This is a genomic window from Streptomyces sp. NPDC007983, assembly GCF_042958345.1.
Taxonomy (GTDB): Bacteria; Actinomycetota; Actinomycetes; order Streptomycetales; family Streptomycetaceae; genus Streptomyces.
Map to the genome: position 1 here is coordinate 170,452 of NZ_JBIBJI010000008.1, position 19,823 is coordinate 190,274.

Annotated in this window: 9 protein-coding genes; all 9 read left to right on the plus strand. The window is 74.4% G+C overall.

Features of this window, described 5'->3' with window-relative positions; translation table 11 throughout:
* Positions 1–158: 158 nt before the first annotated feature.
* The 9 genes from ACFZCY_RS25365 to ACFZCY_RS25405 all read left to right on the plus strand — a co-directional run bounded on the left by ACFZCY_RS25365 (position 159) and on the right by ACFZCY_RS25405 (position 19,656).
* Positions 159–2,042, plus strand: a complete 1,884-nt coding sequence (locus ACFZCY_RS25365; protein WP_391178301.1) for an amidohydrolase family protein — start codon at positions 159–161, stop codon at positions 2,040–2,042.
* Positions 2,043–2,130: 88 nt separating this feature from the next.
* Positions 2,131–2,793 carry an isochorismatase family protein gene (locus ACFZCY_RS25370; RefSeq protein ID WP_391177524.1) on the plus strand — a complete coding sequence of 221 codons (663 nt, stop codon included), beginning with the start codon at positions 2,131–2,133 and terminating at the stop codon, positions 2,791–2,793.
* A 72-nt stretch (positions 2,794–2,865) separates the two neighbouring features.
* Positions 2,866–3,615, plus strand: coding sequence for a DUF1275 family protein (locus ACFZCY_RS25375; RefSeq protein ID WP_391177527.1), 750 nt, complete (start codon positions 2,866–2,868; stop codon positions 3,613–3,615).
* 445 nt (positions 3,616–4,060) lie between these two features.
* A complete protein-coding gene (locus ACFZCY_RS25380; protein WP_391177529.1) occupies positions 4,061–11,017 on the plus strand; it encodes an SDR family NAD(P)-dependent oxidoreductase in 6,957 nt (2,318 codons plus the stop codon).
* 2 nt (positions 11,018–11,019) lie between these two features.
* Positions 11,020–16,083, plus strand: a complete 5,064-nt coding sequence (locus ACFZCY_RS25385; RefSeq protein ID WP_391177532.1) for a beta-ketoacyl synthase N-terminal-like domain-containing protein — start codon at positions 11,020–11,022, stop codon at positions 16,081–16,083.
* A complete protein-coding gene (locus ACFZCY_RS25390) occupies positions 16,080–16,415 on the plus strand; it encodes a phosphopantetheine-binding protein (protein WP_391177535.1) in 336 nt (111 codons plus the stop codon). The genes ACFZCY_RS25385 and ACFZCY_RS25390 overlap by 4 nt, the downstream gene beginning before the upstream one ends.
* A 3-nt stretch (positions 16,416–16,418) precedes the next feature.
* On the plus strand, positions 16,419–17,285 hold the full coding sequence (locus ACFZCY_RS25395; RefSeq protein ID WP_391177537.1) for an alpha/beta fold hydrolase: 867 nt from the start codon (positions 16,419–16,421) through the stop codon (positions 17,283–17,285).
* The gene (locus tag ACFZCY_RS25400; RefSeq protein WP_391177540.1) at positions 17,282–18,547 is read left to right on the plus strand and encodes a nucleotide disphospho-sugar-binding domain-containing protein; all 1,266 of its coding nucleotides are present in this window, start codon (positions 17,282–17,284) and stop codon (positions 18,545–18,547) included. The genes ACFZCY_RS25395 and ACFZCY_RS25400 overlap by 4 nt, the downstream gene beginning before the upstream one ends.
* The gene (locus tag ACFZCY_RS25405; RefSeq protein WP_391177542.1) at positions 18,544–19,656 is read left to right on the plus strand and encodes a methyltransferase domain-containing protein; all 1,113 of its coding nucleotides are present in this window, start codon (positions 18,544–18,546) and stop codon (positions 19,654–19,656) included. The genes ACFZCY_RS25400 and ACFZCY_RS25405 overlap by 4 nt, the downstream gene beginning before the upstream one ends.
* The last annotated feature ends 167 nt before the right edge of the window (positions 19,657–19,823 follow it).

The following is a 19,823-nucleotide window of genomic DNA, read 5'->3' on the forward strand; positions in this document are numbered from 1 at the left end:
GGACCCTACGGCCACCACCGTGCGCGCAGGGGAAACCCCCGGTGCGCTGCCGGACAACGCGCTGCGGCCAGACCGCCCTAGCGTTCGGGACACCTGGTGACCGCGGGAGTCGGTCACCGAAGCCACGCTGTTCCCCGGAGGGTGCCGAGGTGTCCACGATGCCGGTCGGCGGGCTCGTTCCCGCCGCCACCGACGACGAGGCCGCGGACGTGATCGTCCGCAACGCGAAGGTGTACACCCAGGACCCGGCACGGCCACAGGCCGGTGCGGTCGCCATCCGCGACGGTGTGGTGCGGGCGGTCGGGGAGGACGCCGACATCGCCCCGTACCTGGGCGCGAGGACGCGCGTGGTCGACGCGCTGGGCCGCCGGGTCGTCCCCGGACTCAACGACACCCATCTGCACGTCATCCGCGGCGGGCTCAACTACGTCCTGGAACTGCGCTGGGACGGCGTCCGCTCGCTGCGCCAGGCCCTGGCCATGCTGCGCGAACAGGCGGCGCGCACCCCGAAGGGCCAGTGGGTGCGGGTGGTGGGCGGCTGGTCCGCCGAGCAGTTCGCCGAACGGAGAACGCCGACCGTCGCCGAACTCAACGCCGCGGCCCCCGACACCCCGGTGTTCGTCCTGCACCTCTATCAGTCGGCCCTGCTGAACCGGGCGGCCCTCAAGGCCGCGGGATTCACCAAGGACACCCCCGACCCCAAGGGCGGGCAGATCGTGCGGGGCCGGGACGGGGAGCCGACCGGCCTGCTGCTGGCCGCGCCCAGCGCCCTGATCCTCTACTCCACCCTGGCCAAGGCGCCGACGCTGCACGGCGAGGACAAGAAGACCTCCACCCGCCACTTCCTGCGGGAGCTGAACCGATTCGGGCTGACCTCGGCGATCGACGCCGCCGGAGGTTTCCAGAACTTCCCCGGCGATTACGGCACGGTGACCGAGCTGGCCGAGAGCGGTCTGCTGTCCCTGCGCATCGCCTACCACCTGTTCCCGCAGACCGCGGGCCAGGAGATCGAGGACCTGACGCGCTGGATCGAAATGGTGCGCCCCGGGGACGGGGACGCGTGGCTGCGGCTCAACGGGGCGGGCGAGAACCTGACCTGGGCCGCGGCCGACTTCGAGAACTTCGCGCAGCCGCGCCCGTACCTCACCGGCGACTACGAGGCCGCGTTCGAGAAGGCGTTACGCCTGCTCATGGAGGACGGCTGGAGTTTCCGGCTGCACGCCACCTACGACGAGACCATTCGGCGCGACCTCGCCGTCTTCGAAAAGCTCGCCGCGGAGGGCCTGTTCCCGGCCGGGAACAGGTGGCTGCTCGACCACGCGGAGACCGTCTCGCGGGACAGCCTCGACCGCATCGCCGCGCTCGGCGGGGCGCTGTCCGTGCAGAACCGGCTGTCGTTCCAGGGCGAGGCGTTCCTGCACCGGTACGGAGCGGGCGCGGCGGCCGAGGCGCCGCCCCTTGGGGCGATGCTCGGCCGGGGGCTGACCGTCGGCGCCGGAACCGATGCCACCCGGGTGTCCTCGTACAACCCCTGGGTCGCCCTGCACTGGCTGGTCTCCGGCCGCTCGGCCGGAGACCTGGCGCTGCGGCCCCCGCAGAACCGGGTCGGCCGGGAGACCGCGCTCGCGATGTACACCCGGGCGGGGGCCCGGCTGACCGGCGAGGAAGGCGTCAAGGGCGCGCTGCGGCCGGGCTTCTACGGCGATCTGGCGATCCTGTCCGACGACTATTTCACCGTGCCCGAGCGGGACATCCCGCACATCGAATCGGTGCTGACGATCGTCGGCGGCCGCATCGTGTACGCCGCCGCCGAGTACGAGGGCCTGGACGAGGACATCCCGGCGGTCAGCCCGGAGTGGAGCCCGGTGGCACGCTTCGGCGGCTATCAGGCCACCGGGGCGCGGGGCGGCTCCGGCGCCCGCCAGGCGGAGTCGCTCGGCCAGGCGGTCGCCGAGTCGGAGCAGCACCGGCAGTGGCGCGTCCGGCGCGGCGACCTGCCCGAGGACCACTCCCCGGCGTTCGACAGCTGCTTCGTGCTGTGAGCGGCGCGGGCGCGGCCCGGGGCCCGCCACCCTCGCACACCGCGCGTACCCACCCCACACCCATCCGCACAGAGAGAAAGGGCCCACCATGGTCGACATCGCCGAGGTCACCGCCACCCCCAGCCCCGCCCTGCTCACCCCGGACAACGCGGTGATGCTGTTCATCGACCACCAGCCGCAGATGTTCTTCGGCACCGGCAGCCACGACCGCACCGCGATCATCAACTCCGCCGTGGGCCTGGCGAAGGCGGCCAAGGTGTTCGACGTGCCCGTCGTGCTGAGCACCGTCGCCGCCGAGACCTTCTCGGGCCCGCTCCTCCCGCCGCTCGCGGATGTCTTCCCCGACCAGAAGGTCATCGACCGTACCTCGATGAACGCCTGGGAGGACGTGGCGTTCGTCGAGGCCGTCAAGGCGACCGGCCGCAAGAAGCTCGTCGTCTCCGGGCTGTGGACCGAGGTGTGCCTGGTCCTGCCGGTGCTGTCCGCCATCGCCCAGGGCTACGAGGTGTACGTGGTCACCGACGCGTCCGGCGGCGTCACCCCGCAGGCCCACGAGCACGCCGTCCAGCGCATGGTGCAGGCCGGTGCCGCCCCCGTCACCTGGGTGCAGGTCCTGCTGGAGCTGCAGCGCGACTGGTCGCGTACGGCGACGTACGGCCCGGTCATGGACGTGGTGAAGGGCCACGCGGGGGCCTACGGGCTCGGGGTGCTGTACGCCCAGTCCATGCTCGGCGAGCACGCCGCCGGCTGAGGCCCGTTCAGAACCGATGGCGGCCATGGCGCCGCCATCGGTGTACCGACCGCCGAGGAGCGGACGTTGAGGATGCGCAGACTGCTGACGGACGCCGCCCGGACCCTGGGGCCGCGCGCGACGGACCGCCATGGCCCGCTGCCGCCGCTGCTGCTGACGCTGACCGTGGTGACGGGGCTGGTCGACGCCGTGAGCTACCTGGGCCTCGGCCACGTCTTCGTCGCCAACATGACCGGCAACGTGGTCTTCCTCGGCTTCGCCCTCGCGGGCACCCCCGGCCTGTCCGCCCCGGCCGCCCTCGTGTCCCTGGGCTCCTTTCTCACCGGCGCGTTCGCCGGGGGCCGCGTCGGTGCCCAACGGCCCGCGCACCGGGGGCGGTTGCTCGCCGTCGCCGCCGGCACCCAGACGGCGCTGGTCGCGGCCGCCACCGCCGTATCGGCGCTCGCCCCCGGTGGCCCGGCCGCCACGGAGGTCCGCTACGCCCTGATCGTGCTGCTCGGCCTGAGCATGGGGCTCCAGAACGCGGTCGTACGGCGCCTGGGCGTCCCCGATCTGACCACCACCGTGCTCACCCTGACCCTGACCGGCCTCGCCGCCGACTCCGCCGCCCCCGGCGGGACCGATGGCACGGCCCGTCGCGTGCTGTCCGTCCTGGCGATGTCGCTCGGAGCGCTCACCGGCGCCTGGCTGCTGCCGCGCCACGGGCTCTCCGCCACCCTGGGGCCGGCTCTGGCGCTGCTCGCCGTCACCACCGTCGCCGCCGTCGCCACCCACCGCCTCTCGTCCGACGACGCGGTCTGGGCCCGGCCGCCGGGAAGCTGAGCGGTTGCGTCCGCGGGCTGATTCCGGTCGCACTTTCCGGCGACACACCGCAGGCGCATGGAATTCGGAATCCGGAATGTGCTCCGCCGATTGAGCTCGACCCACCTGCTCCAGCCGTTTACCCAGCGGGATTCCCGCTGGGTAAATGGTGTATTCGAGGGGCACAAGGGACGCCGGTGGCACGCTCTCTTCCGCCCCGGCTTACGAAAGGTACATCAATATTTAACAAAGGAAGAGAGGTAAGGCGCCGCGATCGATCTCCCCGCCTATGGCGAGATCCAGCCCGTCATGGCAGGTGCGGCGCTCGCAACTTGTTGACGGCTCAGTAACCGGATCGCTAATTTCGCCTCCGCGTCGTTCTGTGTAAAAGGCGCAAGCCGTACGTTAGACGTGCATGTCAGAATTATCTCCCTTTCGCGGCTCCAGCGATTTATCCGGAGAAAACATGTCATCCGTTGCGTATCTTGGCGATCTTGTTATAGGTATCACTCCGTTCGGGGAACCGCACCCCCGACTCGCCGCGGCGGTCAGCCGCGCGGGCGGTCTCGGCGTCCTCGACCTGGGAACGACGCGCCGCACAGCACTGGACGCGTGGGAACGCGTCGACGACTGGGTGCCCGACGGACGGTACGGGGTGCGCGTGACGGCGGGCTGCCTCCTCACGCCCGCGGATCTGCGGTACGCCGCACCACCGGACACCGGACCCCCGGGGAACGGCGCCGGGCCCGGACCGCACACCGTGGTCCTCGGCGTCGGCGCGCCCTGGCCGCTCGCCGCCGTCGCCGCCCGCCACCGCGTCCTGGCCGAGGTCACCGACCTGGACCAGGCCCTGGAGGCGGTACGGGCCGGGGCGCACGGGCTGATCGCCCGGGGCGCTGAATGCGGCGGCCCGGTCGGCGAACTGAGCACCTTCGTCCTGCTCCAGCGGCTCCTGGCCGAGCCCGGGGTGTCCGTACCGGTGTGGGCCTGGGGCGGCATCGGCCCCCGCACCGCCGCCGCTGCGGTGATCGGGGGCGCGGCCGGGGTCGTCCTGGACACCCAGCTGGCCCTGCTCGCCGAATCGGGGCTCCCCGAAGACCGTGCCGCGATGCTCCGGCCGATGGACGGTTCGGAGACCACCGTCGTCGACGGGCACCGCGCGCTGCGCCCGAGGGCCCGCTCCCCGCACCCCGGGCCGCCGCTGCCGGTGGGTCAGGACGGGTTCCTCGCCGCGCGTTTCGCGGAGCGCTGGCGGGACACCGGCCGGGCCGTCCGGGGCATGACCGACGCCATCCGCGGCGCCGTGGAGGACGCCGTACGGGATGCGGCACACGACCCCGCGATCCAACTGCCGGTCGCGCAGGGCCCGATGACGCGGGTCAGCGACCAGGCGGGGTTCGCCTCCGCCGTCGCGGCGGACGGCGCGCTGCCGTTCATCGCGCTCGCCCTGGCCGGACGCGACCAGGCGCGCACCCTGCTGGAGGAGGCCGCGGCCGCCCTGACCGGCCGCCCGTGGGGGGTCGGCGTACTCGGCTTCGCCCCGGAGGAGATCAGAAGCGCCCAGCTGGAGGCCGTACGGGAGATCCGCCCGAGCCACGCCATCATCGCGGGCGGGCGGCCGTCCCAGGCCGCGGCGCTGGAGCGGGACGGCATCACCACCTATCTCCATGTGCCCTCGCCCGGACTGCTGCGCCAGTTCCTGGAGGGCGGGGCGCGGCGGTTCGTCTTCGAGGGCTCCGAATGCGGCGGCCATGTGGGTCCGCGCGCGAGCTTCCCGCTGTGGGAGGCGCAGCTCGCGGTCATCGAGGACTTCCTCGACGACCCCGCGCGCCCGTCCGGCGGCGAGGGCATCGAGATCTACTTCGCCGGCGGGGTGCACGACGAACGGTCCGCCGCGATGGTGGCCGCGCTCGCCGCCCCGCTGACCCGGCGCGGCGTCGCCGCGGGGCTGCTGATGGGCACCGCGTACCTGTTCACCGAGGAGGCCGTCGCCCACGGCGCCGTACAGCCCCTCTTCCAGCGCCAGGTGCTGGCCGCCGAGCGCACCGCGCTGCTGGAGACCGCCCCCGGCCACGCCACGCGCTGTGTGCCGAGCCCCTTCACCGACAGCTACCGCACCCTCAAGGAGCGGCTGCGCGACGAGGGCGTTCCCGACCGGGAGCTGTGGGAGCGGCTGGAGCGGCTGAACGTCGGGCGGCTGCGCATCGCCAGCAAGGGCCTGGAGCGCGGCCCCGATGGTCATCTGACCGAGGCAGACGAGCAGCGCCAGCTCTCCGACGGCATGTTCATGGCCGGGCAGGTCGCGGTACTGCGCTCGGCCACCACCACCATCGCCGCCCTGCACCACGCGGTGGGCCCGGCCGCGACGGACTTCCTCACCGCGCGGGCCGAGGCGCTGCGCGCACGGCTGGGTGTGGACGCGGCCCCCGCGACGGCACCGCCGCCCGCGCCGCTGGACGTGGCCGTGGTCGGCATGGCCTGCATGTTCCCGCAGGCGCCCGACCTCGCCTCGTTCTGGGCCAATGTGGTGGGCGGCGTGGACGCCATCACCGAGGTGCCCGCCGAGCGCTGGGACCCCGCCGTCCACTACACCGGCGACGAGGACGGCGCCTCCGCCTCCCGGTGGGGCGGCTTCCTGCCGCGCATCCCCTTCGACCCGCTGCGCTACGGCATCCCCCCGGCCTCCCTCGGCAGCATCGAACCCGTCCAGCTGCTGGCCCTGGAGGCCGCCCGCCGGGCGCTGGACGACGCCGGGTACGGCGACCCCGGGGGCGGGCGCCGGGCCTTCGACCGGTCGCGCACGTCCGTGGTGTTCGGCGCCGAGGCGGGGAGCGACCTGTCCAACGCGCAGACGCTGCGTGCCGTCCTGCCGTCGTACTTCCGCGAGGTGCCCGAGGGCCTGGCCGAGCAGCTGCCCAGGCTCACCGAGGACTCGTTCCCCGGCATGCTCGCCAACGTCATCTCCGGGCGGATCGCCAACCGGCTCGACCTCGGCGGCGCCAACTACACCGTGGACGCGGCGTGCGCGTCCTCGCTGGCCGCCGTCGACGTCGCCTGCAAGGAGCTGACCGCCGGCACCAGCGACCTCGTCCTGTGCGGCGGCGCCGACCTGCACAACGGCATCAACGACTATGTGCTCTTCTCCTCCGTGCACGCCCTGTCCCCGACCGGCCGTTCCCGGGCGTTCGACGCATCGGCCGACGGCATCGCGCTCGGCGAGGGCGTCGCGTGCGTCGTCCTGAAGCGGCTGGCCGACGCCGAACGCGACGGCGACCGGATCTACGGCGTCATCAAGGGCGTCGGCTCCTCCAGCGACGGCCGCTCGCTCGGGCTGACCGCCCCGCGCCCCGAGGGCCAGCGGGCCGCGCTGGAGCGCGCCTATGCGAGCGCCGGGGTCACCCCGGCCGAGGTCGGCCTGGTCGAGGCGCACGGCACCGGTACGGTCGTGGGGGACCGTACCGAACTCACCGTTCTCAGCGAGGTGTTCGCCGAGGCCGGGGCGGCCCCCGGCGGCTGCGCGCTCGGCTCCGTCAAGTCCCAGATCGGGCACACCAAATGCGCCGCCGGGCTGGCCGGGCTGGTGAAGACCACGCTGGCGCTGTACACGGGCGTCAAGCCGCCGACCCTGCACCTGACGCGGCCGGGCCCGGCGTGGGACGCGGAGCGCGGACCCTTCGTCTTCCACACCGAGGCGCGGCCCTGGGCCACGGCGCCCGCGCACCGGGTCGCCGGGGTCAGCGCGTTCGGCTTCGGCGGGACCAACTTCCATGTGGTGCTCGCGGCACACGGAAAGGGAGCGCCACCCCCCGCGCACACGCTCGACGCCTGGCCCTGCGAGCTCTTCCTCTTCCGCGGGGCCGACCGGGCGGCGGCGCTGCGCGCGGTCGAGGAGACGCTGCGGCAGGCCGAGGCCAACGACGCGGCGGGGCGGCCCTGGCGGCTGCGCGACCTCGCGCTGGCCGCCTCCCGACGGGCCGACACCGGCCACGAACCGGTGCGGGTGGCGGTGGTGGCCACGGACCTGGACGACCTGGCCGAGCGGTTACGGCGGGTGCTGTCGGGTGATGTGTCGCTCGCCGGGCCGCCGAGACCGGGCGGCGGGGACGACGGACTGCATATCGCCCCGGACACCGAGCCCGGGGAGCCGGTGGGGAAGGTGGCTTTCCTCTTCCCCGGGCAGGGCAGCCAGCGGCCCGGGATGTTCGCGGACGTGTTCGTGGCCTTCCCCGAACTGCGGCGGCACCTCCTCGACGAGCCCGGACACGCCGGTGCGCTGTACCCCCCGGCCGCCTTCGACGACGCCGGGAGGGCCGCGCAACACGCCGCCCTCACCGACACCCGGGTGGCCCAGCCCGCCCTGGGCATCGTGGGGCTCGCCGCCCACACCCTGCTCACCTCGGCCGGAGTACGGCCCGACATGGCGGCCGGGCACAGCTACGGCGAGCTGGTCGCGCTGTGCGCCGCGGGCGCCCTCGATCCGCGCACCCTGCCCCGGCTCAGCGCCGAGCGGGCGGCCGCCATCCTGGACGCCGCCGAGGCCGCCGGACACGAACCGGGCACCATGGCCGCCGTGACCGCTCCGGCCGACACCGTCGAGCGGTTGCTACGGGAGGCCGGGCTCGCAGAGCAGGTGGTGGCAGCCAACCACAACGCACCCCAGCAGACCGCGATCTCCGGCCCCGAGCGGGAAGTGGCGGACGCGATCAAGCTGCTGCGGGAGGCCGGACACACCGTCCGGCGGCTCCCGGTGGCCTGTGCCTTCCACAGCCCGCTGGTCGCCGGGGCCGGGCCGCGCTTCGCCGAGGCACTGGCCGGACACGCGGTGGCAACACCGGAGTTCCCCGTCTGGGCCAACCGCACCGCCGCCCCGCACGGCGCGGAACCGGACGCCATCCGCGCCGAACTCGCCGCCCAGATCGGCGCCCCCGTCCGCTTCCAGGAACAGATCGAGGCCATGTACGCGGCGGGCGCCCGGATCTTCGTCGAGGCCGGGCCGGGCACCGTGCTGACCCGGCTGGTGGCCGAGATCCTGGGCGACCGACCGCACCGTACCGTCGCCTGCGACGCGCGACGGGCCCCCACCGAGGCGCGGCCGGGCGGCTTCGAGGGGCCGCGTGGCTTCCTCGACGCCCTCGCCCGGCTGGCGATCGCCGGGGTCCCGGTGCGCACGGGCTGGCTGTTCCGCGGCCGGGACGCCGTGGACGCGGCGACCGCCCCGCCGCCGAAGCGGCCCGGATGGACGGTCGACGGACAACTGGTCCGCACCGCGGACGGTGACCTTCTCCCCGGTGCGCTGGCACCGGCCCGACGTGTCGTGGAGGCGACGGTGAGCCAGACGGACCGCAATGGCGACGGCGGATACGGGGACCGGGACGCCCTGATCGCCGAATACCTGAGAACCAGCCGGGAGATGATCGCCGCCCAGCGCGACGTCCTGCTCACCTACTTCGGCGGGGCGCCGGGCGAGCGGCCCGCGGCGCCACTCCCGGCCGCCACCGCCCCGCTGCCCGTGGCCGCCCCGGCCGCCGCGCTGCCCATGCCTGCCGAGCCCGTGGCCGCTTCCGTACCCGCCACCGTCGTACCCGCTCCGGAGGAACCGGCCGCCGCGCCCGCCACCGGGGCCGATGTCCTGCGCGCGGTCTCCGAGATCATCAGCGAACGCACGGGCTACCCCGTCGACATGATCGAACCCGATCTCGACCTCGAAGCCGACCTCAGCATCGACTCCATCAAGCGCGCCGAGATCGCCGGTGAGCTGGCCCGGCGCCTCGGCGTCGCGGGCGCCGGAACCGCCGCGCTGGGCGACGAGGAGCTGGAGGAGCTGGCCAAGGCCCGTACGACGGCGGCCGTCACCGACTGGCTCACGGCACGTCTCGCCCCCGCCGCCACACCCGCCGCCGCGCCTATTGCCGAGCCTGTGGTCGAGCCCGCCGCCGTGCCGGGCGTGGCGCCCCGGCGGATGCGGCTGGTGCCCGTACCCCTGGACGAGCCGGAGGGCACCGGGCCGCTCGACCTCACCGGCCGGCGATTCGTCCTGCTCGGCGGGGACACGGGAGGCGTGGCCGGCGCGGTCGCCGCCCGGCTCGCCGGGCACGGCGCCGAGACCGTCACCCTCGCCGCGGGCCATCTGCTCGCCGAGGAGGACGGCCCGGTGGACGGCGTGCTGCTGCTCGACCCACTGGCCGGGTCCGGTGCGCCCCTGCTGCCAGAGGCGTTCGCCGTACTCCAGGCGGCGCTGCGCCGCGCACCGCGCCGGCTGCTCGCCGTGCGTACCGCCGATCCGCTCGACCCGCGCCCGGCCGGGCTGCGCGGGGTGTTCCGTACGGTGGCCAGGGAATACCCGGACGTGGCCGCCACTCTGGTGGAGCTGGCCGCCGACGGGCCCGTGTCCGCCGACGACGTGGCCGGTGCGCTGCTCGACGAGCTGTCCGCCACCGACCGTACGCCCGTCGTCCTGCGTGACGCCGACGGACGCCGCCACCGGCTGGACCTGACGCACACCCCGCTCGGGCCGCTCGCCGCCTCGGGCGCCGGGCCCGCCGGGGACGGCGCGGCGGAGGCCGCCGCGCTCGGCCTGGACCGCGACTCCGTGGTGGTCCTGGTCGGCGGGGCGCGCGGCATCACCGCCCGGTGCGCCCTCGCCCTCGCGTCCGCCGCCCGCTGCCGGATCGAACTCCTCGGCCGCACGCCCGAGCCCACCGGCCCGGAGGACCCGGACACCGCGGCGGCACGCGACGAGACGGCGCTGCGCGCGGCGCTCGCCGCGCGGGGCGGCGCGACACCGGCCGGGATCGAGCGGGAGGCCGCCCGGATCCTCGCGGGACGCGAAGTCGCCGCGACCCTGGCCGAGTTGAGCGCGCTGGGCAGCCGGGTGCGCTACCGCTCGGTGGACGTCCTGGACGACGCGGCGGTGCTGCAGGCCGTGAAGCAGATCCACGCCGACCACGGGCGGCTGGACGGCGCCGTGTACGCGGCCGGTGTCATCGAGGACCGGCTGATCGCGGAGAAGTCCGCCGAGTCCTTCGGGCGGGTCTTCGGCACCAAGGTGGACGGTGCGCGGACCCTGCTGGACGCCCTCGCGGAACTGCCCGAACCCCCGGCGTTCACGGTGCTGTTCGGCAGCATCTCCGCCGCCCTCGGCAACCGCGGCCAGGTGGACTACGCCGCGGCCAACGACGCCCTGGAAACCCTCGGCGCGCGGTGGCGGGCCCGCACCGGCCGCCGGGCGCTGACCGTGCACTGGGGGCCCTGGGCCCCGGCCGGCGCCCACGGCGGCATGGTCACCCCGGAGCTGGGCCGGGAGTACGCCCGGCGCGGCATCTCCCTCATCGACCCCGAAGAGGGCGCGCTGGCGCTGCTGCGCGAGCTGGCCTGGGGCGATGAGCCGGACCAGGCCGTCGTCTACACCGCCTCGGGCTGGTGACCATGACGGCACGTCCGCATCCGTCTCCGGTGGCCATCGTCGGGATGTCGGTCCTGCTGCCCGGCTCCCCGGACCTGGACACCTACTGGCGCAACCTGTCCGGTGGCGTGGACGCCATCACCGACGTCCCGGCCGGGCGGTGGGACGCGGGGTTCTACGACCCGCGGGGCGGCGGCACCGGCACACCGGCCGCGCCCGACCGGGTGTACTGCCGCCGGGGCGGCTTCGTCGACACGTACGCGCACGTGGACGCCGCCCGCTTCGGCATCATGCCGAACTCGGTGTCCGGCACCGAGCCCGACCAGCTCATCGCTCTCGGCGTCGCGGCGGCCGCCATCGCCGACGCGGGCGGCGACGACCATCTGCCCGACCGGGAGCGGGTGGGCGTCGTCCTGGGCCGGGGCGGCTACCTCACCCCCGGGCTGGTCCGGCTCGACCAGCGGGTCCGCACCGCGCATCAGCTCGTACGGACCCTCCGCGAGCTGCTGCCCGGCCTCGGCCCCGGCCACCTGGACCGGATCCGGGACGCCTTCACCGAACAGCTCGGCCCGGACCGCCCCGAGACGGCCATCGGCCTGGTGCCCAACCTGGCCGCCTCCCGCATCGCCAACCGGCTCGACCTGCGCGGACCCGCCTACACCGTGGACGCCGCCTGCGCGTCCTCCCTCGTCGCCGTCGACCAGGCGGTGGGCGAGCTGGCCTCCGGGCGGTGCGACGTGATGCTCGCGGGCGGTGTCCACCACTGCCACGACATCACCCTGTGGAGCGTCTTCGCGCAGCTGCGCGCCCTGTCGCCGAGCCAGCGCATCCGGCCCTTCGACCGCGCCGCCGACGGCCTGCTGATCGGGGAGGGCACCGGTGTGGTCGTCCTCAAACGGCTCGCCGACGCGCGGCGCGACGGCGACCGCGTCTACGCCGTCATCCGCGGCACCGGCGTGGCCTCGGACGGCCGCGCCACCGGCCTGGTCAACCCCGACCCGGGCGGCCAGACCCGCGCCGTACGGCAGGCCTGGCGCGCCGCGGGCCTCGACCCGCGCGAAGCGGGCTCGATCGGGCTGCTGGAGGCGCACGGCACGGCCACCCCCGCCGGGGACGCGGCCGAACTCACCACGCTGGCCGAGGTGTTCGGGCCCGGCGGCGCGCCGGACGGGTCCGCCGTCATCGGCTCGGTGAAGTCGATGATCGGCCACACCATGCCGGCCGCCGGTGTCGCGGGGCTGGTCAAGGCCGCCCTCGCCGTCCACCACGGGTGGCTGCTGCCCACCCTGCACTGCGACGACCCGCACCCGGGGCTGGCGTCCACCCGCTTCCGTACCCTCGACGCGGCCACCCCCTGGGAGGCCCCCGTACGGCGCGCCGCGGTCAACGCCTTCGGGTTCGGCGGGATCAACGCGCATGTGGTGCTGGAACAGGAGTCGACCGCGGAGGTGAAGCGGCGCCCGGCGACCGTCGTGACCGAACCCGAGCGGGTGCTGGCCCTGGCCGTGGACACCCCGGAGCGGCTGGCCGAACTGCTCGCCGCCGACGACGCGACCGTACGGGCCACCGCGCCCGCCCCCGTTTCCGGGCGGGGCGCCCGTACCCGGCTGGGCATCGTCGAGCCCACCGCAAAGCGGCTCGCCCTCGCACGGCGCGTGGTGGCCAAGGGCCGCCCATGGCGTGGCCGCAACGACGTCTGGTTCACTCCCGAATCCCTGCTGAGCAGCCCCGCCGGGAAGCTGGCCTTCGTCTTCCCCGGCCTGGAAGCCGAGTTCGAACCCCGCACGGACGGGATCGCCGAATACTTCGGCCTGTCCCGTCACACCGGCGGCCGCCCGGGCGAGCGCTACGGCGAGGCGGCCCGAGCGGGCGACATCGGCCGCCACGGCGTCGGTGTCTTCGGCATCGGACGCCTGCTGAACGCCGCGCTCGGACGGATGGGAATCGTGCCGGACGCGGTGGCCGGACACAGCGTCGGCGAGTGGTCCGCGATGGCCGCGGGCGGACTCTACGCGGGCGAGGCCGTCGACGCCTTCCTCGACTCCTTCGACCCCGACGCCCTGCGCGTCCCCGGGGTGACCTTCGCCGTCCTCGGCACGGACGCGGAACGCGTCCTCACCGCGCTCGCCGAGCGGCCGGACAGCCGGATCGTGCTCTCGCACGACAACGCGCCCAGCCAGTCGATGGTGTGCGGGCCCCGGGACGACGTCGAGGAGTTCGTCCGGGCGATGCGCGCCACGGGCGTGATCGCCCAGGTCCTGCCCTTCCAATCCGGTTTCCACACGCCCATGCTGGCCCCCTTCCTCGACCCCATCAGAACCCTGGCGGAACGCTTCGAACTGCTCCTGCCACCCCGCGTCCCCGTCTGGTCGGGAACCACCGCCGCACCGTATCCGGACACCGAGGCCGAGGTGCGGCGGCTGTTCGTACGGCACCTCCTCGAGCCGGTGCGGTTCCGGCTGCTGATCCAGGCGCTGCACGACGCGGGTTTCCGCGCGTTCGTACAGATGGGCACCGGCCAGCTGGCCTCGCTCATCGGCGACACGCTGCAGGGCCGCGACCACCTCGTGGTGGCCGCCAACTCCCCCCACCGCGACGGTGTCGCCCAGCTGCGCCGCGTCGCCACCGCGCTGTGGACGGAGGGCGCGCCCGTGGACCCCGCCCTCCCGCGCCCCGGCGCGAGGGCGCGTCCGGCGCGGCCTCCGTCTCCGGTGCGGCTGAACCTGGACGGTGCGCTGATCTCGCTCGGCGAGCCGCGGCTGAGTGAGCTGCGCGGTGCGCTGAGGTCTGTGGGGGCGGGGTCTTTCCCCACCCCGCCCCTTCCCGAAACCGAGGGGCTCCGCCCCCCGGCGCCCCACCAGACCTGGCCACCCCCGGGCCCGGTTGAGGCCGCGCCGCCACTTCCGCCGCCGGCAGCCGTGGCGAGTACGGACCGGGCCGCGCCGCCACTTCCGGCGACGGGCGCGCCGCGCCACCCCGCGCCGCCGCGCCAACACCCGGTGGCTGGCTCCCACCACGCCGTGCCGCCGCCCGCGGCGGCGGCAAGGGTTCAGGCCGAGGCGCCGCAGTCGGCGGCGTCGGGCTCGCAGTACGCCGCGTCGTCGCACGCGGCGACGGCGGGCGCCGCCCAGGTCACGCCGCCGTACGCGGCGGTGGCGGGCAGGGGTCGGGCCGTGCCGCCGTACCCGGCGATGGCGGACCAGGCCCAAGCTGCGCCGCACCACGCGTCGGCGGGCACCGCCCAGGTCACACCTCCGCACGCGGCGTCGGCGGACTCGGCTCATGTCGCGCCGCCACTTCCGGCGACGGGCGCGCCGCGCCACCCCGCGCCGCCGCGCCCACACCCGGGCAGCACCCACCACGCCGTCCATCCCACGCAACCGCCCCCCGCCGCGCCCTGGGCTGCCGAGCTTGACGCGCTCCTTCGGGAGACGGCCGATGTGGCGGTCGAGGTGGTCGCGGCGGGGCGGGCCGGGCGGGCTTCGGTCCGTGCGCGTCGCTACGACGTGCGGGTCTCCACCGAGGCCATGCCCTACCTCCGCGATCACTGCTTCTTCCCGCAGCGTGCCGGCTGGCCCGATGAGTCCGATCGGTGGCCCGTGGTTCCGGCCACCACGATCGTCCAGCACCTCATCGACGCGGCGGAGCACACGGCGGACGGTGGCGGGGTGGCCGTGGCCGTGCACGGCGCGCGCTTCGATCAGTGGGTGACCGCTACGCCGCCCAGCACCGTCGCGGTCACCGTGACACCGTCCGCCACCAACCCCGCCCACTACACCGTCACGTTCGGCCGCAGCGCCCGTGGCACCGTTCAGCTCGCGCCCCACTACCCGGCCGACCGTCCCGCGCCGTGGCGTGTCGACCCCGCCACCGAGCGGGTGCCCGAGCACACCGCGGCGCAGATCTACGACGAGCGCTGGATGTTCCACGGTCCGGCGTTCCAGGGGCTCACCCGGTTCACCGCGATCGGTGAGACGCATGTGCGCGGCACGATCACCACACCGGCCGCGCCCGGGGCGCTCCTGGACAACGTCGGGCAGCTCCTCGGGTACTGGATCATGGCGACGCACACCGAGCGCTCCGTCGTCTTTCCCGTCGGGATGCGTCTGATGCGCTTCTACGGTCCGCCGCCTCGGCCGGGCACCGAGGTGGAGTGCCTGGTCAGGATCGTGGCGCTGACCGATGCGGCGCTTGAGGCCGATGTGCAGCTGCTGGCCGACGGGCAGGTGTGGGCGGAGCTGCGCGGTTGGCACGACCGCCGGTTCGACAACCATCCGCAGACCCGCCCGGTGGAGCGCTTCCCGCAGCGCAACACGCTGTCGCAGCCACAGCCGGGTGGCTGGTCACTGGTGTACGAGCGCTGGCCGGACCTGGCCTCGCGGGATCTGATCATGCGCAATCACCTGGGCGGCGCCGAACGCGCCGAGTACGCGCGGCAGCCGCCGCTCGGCCGCAGGCAGTGGCTGCTGGGCCGGATCGCGGCCAAGGACGCGGTACGGCGGTGGCTGTGGGAGCAGGGGGAGGGGCCGGTCTTCCCGGCCGAGATCCGGGTGTGCGACGACGAACACGGCCGCCCGTACGCCGTCGGCGTCCACGGCCGGACCCTGCCCCCGCTGGAACTGACGCTGGCGGCCCGGGCCGAGGCCGGGGTCGCCCTGGTGGTGCCGCGACACCCGGACGAGCAACGCGGCACCGGCACTGGCCTCGGCATCGGCATCGGCATCGAGGAAGTCGCCGACCGTGACGAGCCGTTCGGCCCGGACGAGTGCGAACTCCTCGCCTCCGTCACCGCCTCGGACACCAGCCACACGGCCCGGTGGGCCACGGCCTTCCGCGCCGCCAAGGCGGCGGTGGCGAAGGCGGACGGCACCGGCCGGGACGCCGCCGTGGTCGGTGTGGAGCCGGAGGACGCGGAACGCGCGCGGCTCACGGTCGAGGTGGCCACGGCCACCGGACACCGGCCGCGCCGCTACCGGGTGTGCTGCACGACGACCGCCAACCCGTCCGGGTTGCCGGGCAGGGAGTACGCCGTGGCCTGGACGACCGGTCCGGGCCACCGGGATCAGGACGAGGAGACCGATCAGTGACCACCGTCGAACCCACCGCCCCGGCGCCCGCGCCCGACACACCGGCCGCACCGGCCGTGCTCGCGGACGTCGCCGGAATGCTCCGGGACATGCTCGACGAGGACGGCCTCGACGACATCGAGGTCGCCATGGACACCCGCTTCACCGATGACCTGGAGCTGGAGAGCATCGACCTGGTGACCCTGGCGGGCACCCTTCAGGACCGGTACGGGCAGGAGGTCAACTTCGCCGAGTTCGTGGCGGATCTGGAGCTGGACGAGATCATCGGCCTCACCGTCGGGCAGCTCGTGGAGTACATCGTGCGGTGCCTCCAAGTGGCCGAGGGGAGCTGACCCATGGCGATGATCCACCTCGGTGGCCCGCCCGGCACCGGCGACGGGCCGGACGGTATCCGCCTGCACGTACAGCGGCTGTCCCCGCCGGGCGGCCGGCCGCCCACCGCCACCGTCGTGCTCGTCCACGGCCTGCTCACCGACTCCCTGGCCAGCTGGTACTTCACGGTGGCCTCGGACCTGGCCGCCGCCGGGCTGGACGTGGTGATGTACGACCAGCGGGGGCACGGCCGCAGCGAGCGCCCCGGATCCGGCTACCGGCTGGAGACGTTCGTCAGCGATCTGGAGCGGCTGCTGGACCAGCTGGACATCACCACGCCCGTTCACCTCGTGGGCAACTGCTTCGGCGGCACGGTGGCGTACGGCTACGCCCTGCGCCACCCGGAACGGATAGCCGGTATCGCGACGATCGAGGCGAAACCGGCCACCGAGAGCTGGCTGACGGACATCAGCGGAATCATGCGGCGCATCGTCGTCGAACTCGTCGCACACGAGGCCGAGTCGCTCGCCTGGGTCACCGCCCACCGGGGCGCGCACACCGCGCGGCTGGCCAAGTCGGCGGCCCGGCTGGTGCGTACGACCACGATCGCCGACGACGTGGCGGCGAGCCGGACGGTGAGCGAGGAACGGGTCCGCTCGCTGCGCTGCCCGACGCTGGCCGTGTACGGCGCGGACTCCGAACTCGCCGCCGAGGACGAATGGCTGAAGGCACTGCCGCCCGGCGCCCGCACGGTCATGCTGCCGGGGGAGGGGCACTCGGTGCTGGCCGAGGCACCCGCGCGGATACGCGCGCTGCTGCTGTCCTGGATCCGCGAACAGGGAACCGCCGTCCCGGTGGCGGCCGGGGTCGAAGGAGCTGATGTCTCGTGACCGCGGTGCCACCCGTGCCACCCGTGCCACCCGCGTCCCCCGGACACCGCTTCCTCTTCGTCGTGCCGCCGCTCGTCGGCCACGTCAACCCCACCGTCGGCGTCGCGGCCGAACTGACCGCCCGCGGCCACCAGGTGGCCTGGGCCGGGCTGCCGGAGGTCGTCCAGCGGCTGGTCGGCCCCGGCGCCACGGTCCACCGCTGCGCCGGGCCGGTGATCGGCGAGGGCGGGGCGGAGCGCCCGCCCGAGGTGCGCGGCCCGGGCGCGCTGAAGTTCCTGTGGGAGGACTTCCTGGTGCCGCTCGCCGAGGCCATGGCCCCCGACGTGGCCCGGGCCATCGAGGAGTTCCGCCCGGATGTGGTGGTGGCCGACCAGCAGACCGTGGCGGGCCCCCTGGTGGCCGAGCGGCTGGGCGTACGGTGGGCCACCTCCGCCACCACCTCGGCGGAGTTCACCGGCGCGCTGGACGGCATGCCCAAGATCGACGCCTGGCTGGACGCGCTGCTGGCCGGGGTGCGGGACCGGATCGGCGACCCGCGCGGCACGGCCGACCCCCGTTTCTCGCCCGATCTGGTGCTGGCGTTCACCACCGAGGAACTGGCCGGGCGGCCCGTCAAGGCGGCCGACCACATCCGCTACGTGGGTCCGTCCATCGCCGGGCGCCCGGACGAACCGGACTTCCCGTGGGAGTGGCTGGACCCCGCCCGCCCCACCGTCCTGGTCACCCTCGGCACCGCGAACACCGACGCGGGCGCCCGCTTCCTCGCCGCGTCCCGGGAGGCCGTACGCGCCCGGGCCGACCGCTTCCAGACGGTCATCGTCGATCCGGCGGGCACTCTCGGCCCCGTGGCCGTGGAGAGCGACAAGAACCTGCTGACGGTCCCGCGGATCCCCCAGCTGCGCCTGCTGGAGCGAGTGGCGGCGGTCGTGTGCCACGCGGGACACAACACCGTGTGCGAGGCCCTGTGGCACGGTGTCCCGCTCGTGGTGGCCCCGATCCGGGACGACCAGCCCGTGGTGGCCGCCCAGGTGGTGGCCGCGGGCGCGGGCGTCCGGGTCAGGTTCGGCAGGGTGCGGGCGGCGGCGCTCGGCGAGGCCGTCGACGCCGTACTGGACGAACCGGGCCACCGCGCCGCCGCCGAGCGCGTCGGCGCGTCCTTCCGTGCGGCGGGCGGCGCCCGCGCGGCCGCCGTCCACCTGGAACGACTGGCCGCCACCACGGCCACCACCCACCCGACCACCACCCCCGAGGGGGAACGATGAGCCAGGACAACGCCACCTCCAGCAGACCCGGGGCGGAAGCCCCGCGCCCGTCCCGCGCCGAGGCCGTGGCCGCCCTCCGGCCGCGCTACCGGGCCGACCTGGAACAGGGCACCGAGCGGTTCTTCGAGCCGCGCCGCACGGACTGCCCGTGGTGCGGCTCACCCCGGCTGAAGCGCCGCCTGCGCACCAGGGACCGGTTCCAGAACAAGCCGGGCGGCTTCCGGCTGGACACCTGCCGGGACTGCCGCCTGGTGTTCCAGAACCCCCGGCTCAACGCCGACGGACTGGAGTTCTACTACCGCGACTTCTACGACGGGCTGGGGGAGGAGGGCATGGGCAACGTCTTCTCCGGCCGGCGGAAGATGTACCTCGGCCGCGCCGAGGCCCTGAAGCCCTCCGCCGGCTCCCCGGCGAAGTGGCTCGACGTCGGCACCGGCCACGGCCACTTCCCCGAAGTGGCCCGCACCGTCTTCCCCAGCACGGTCTTCGACGGGCTGGACTTCACCGAGGGCGTCGAACTGGCCGAGCGGGAGGGGCGGATCGACCACGGGATCCGGGGCAGCTTCCCGGAGCTGGCCGGGGAGCGGCTGGCCGGGCGCTACGACGTGGTGAGCATGTTCCACTACCTGGAGCACAGTACGGACCCCCGCGCGGAACTGCGCGCGGCCCACCGCGCCCTCGGTCCCGGTGGCCATGTGCTCATCGAGGTGCCGGACCCCGAGTGCTGGTTCGCCCGCCTCTTCGGCCGCTTCTGGCTGCCCTGGCTCCAGCCCCAGCATCTGTACTTCCTCCCCGTTGCGGCGTTGCGGAAGGAACTGGAAGCGCTCGGCTTCACCGTGGTCCTGGAACAGCACCGCGAGTCGTCGGACACCGTCGACCTGCTGGGCGCGGTGTGGCTGGGTGCCAACGCGGTCCTGCCGCCCGACGACGCCCCCTGGCTGGCCAGGCCGACCGGTCGCGCGCGCTGGCTGCTGCGCTGCGCGGGCCTGCTGGTGGCCATTCCTCCGCTCGTCGTGGCCACCGCACTGGACCGGCTGCTGCTCAAGCCACTGGCCGGGCTGGGGAAGGTGTCCAATGCCTACCGTCTGGTAGCCCGGCGCAATGGGTGAATTCGTTCGCCACTTTGCATTTCGCAACGTCAACCGACACTTCGGTGGCCCTTCGTAGCGCCCGAACCCGAAAAATGTGAACTCCCTTGTTCCGCATCGGTTCCGTGTGCAAAGGTGCAGGTGTCGCCAGCTGGGTCAGGTGTTTTCGGCGCCGCCAACAGGGCCGA

What these genes read in the sequence shown, in the direction of transcription:
- ACFZCY_RS25365 (WP_391178301.1), top strand. Translation starts at nt 159, where the DNA reads ATGCCGGTCGGCGGGCTCGTTCCCGCCGCCACCGACGACGAGGCCGCG.
- ACFZCY_RS25370 (WP_391177524.1), top strand. Translation starts at nt 2,131, where the DNA reads ATGGTCGACATCGCCGAGGTCACCGCCACCCCCAGCCCCGCCCTGCTC.
- ACFZCY_RS25375 (WP_391177527.1), top strand. Translation starts at nt 2,866, where the DNA reads ATGCGCAGACTGCTGACGGACGCCGCCCGGACCCTGGGGCCGCGCGCG.
- ACFZCY_RS25380 (WP_391177529.1), top strand. Translation starts at nt 4,061, where the DNA reads ATGTCATCCGTTGCGTATCTTGGCGATCTTGTTATAGGTATCACTCCG.
- ACFZCY_RS25385 (WP_391177532.1), top strand. Translation starts at nt 11,020, where the DNA reads ATGACGGCACGTCCGCATCCGTCTCCGGTGGCCATCGTCGGGATGTCG.
- ACFZCY_RS25395 (WP_391177537.1), top strand. Translation starts at nt 16,419, where the DNA reads ATGGCGATGATCCACCTCGGTGGCCCGCCCGGCACCGGCGACGGGCCG.
- ACFZCY_RS25405 (WP_391177542.1), top strand. Translation starts at nt 18,544, where the DNA reads ATGAGCCAGGACAACGCCACCTCCAGCAGACCCGGGGCGGAAGCCCCG.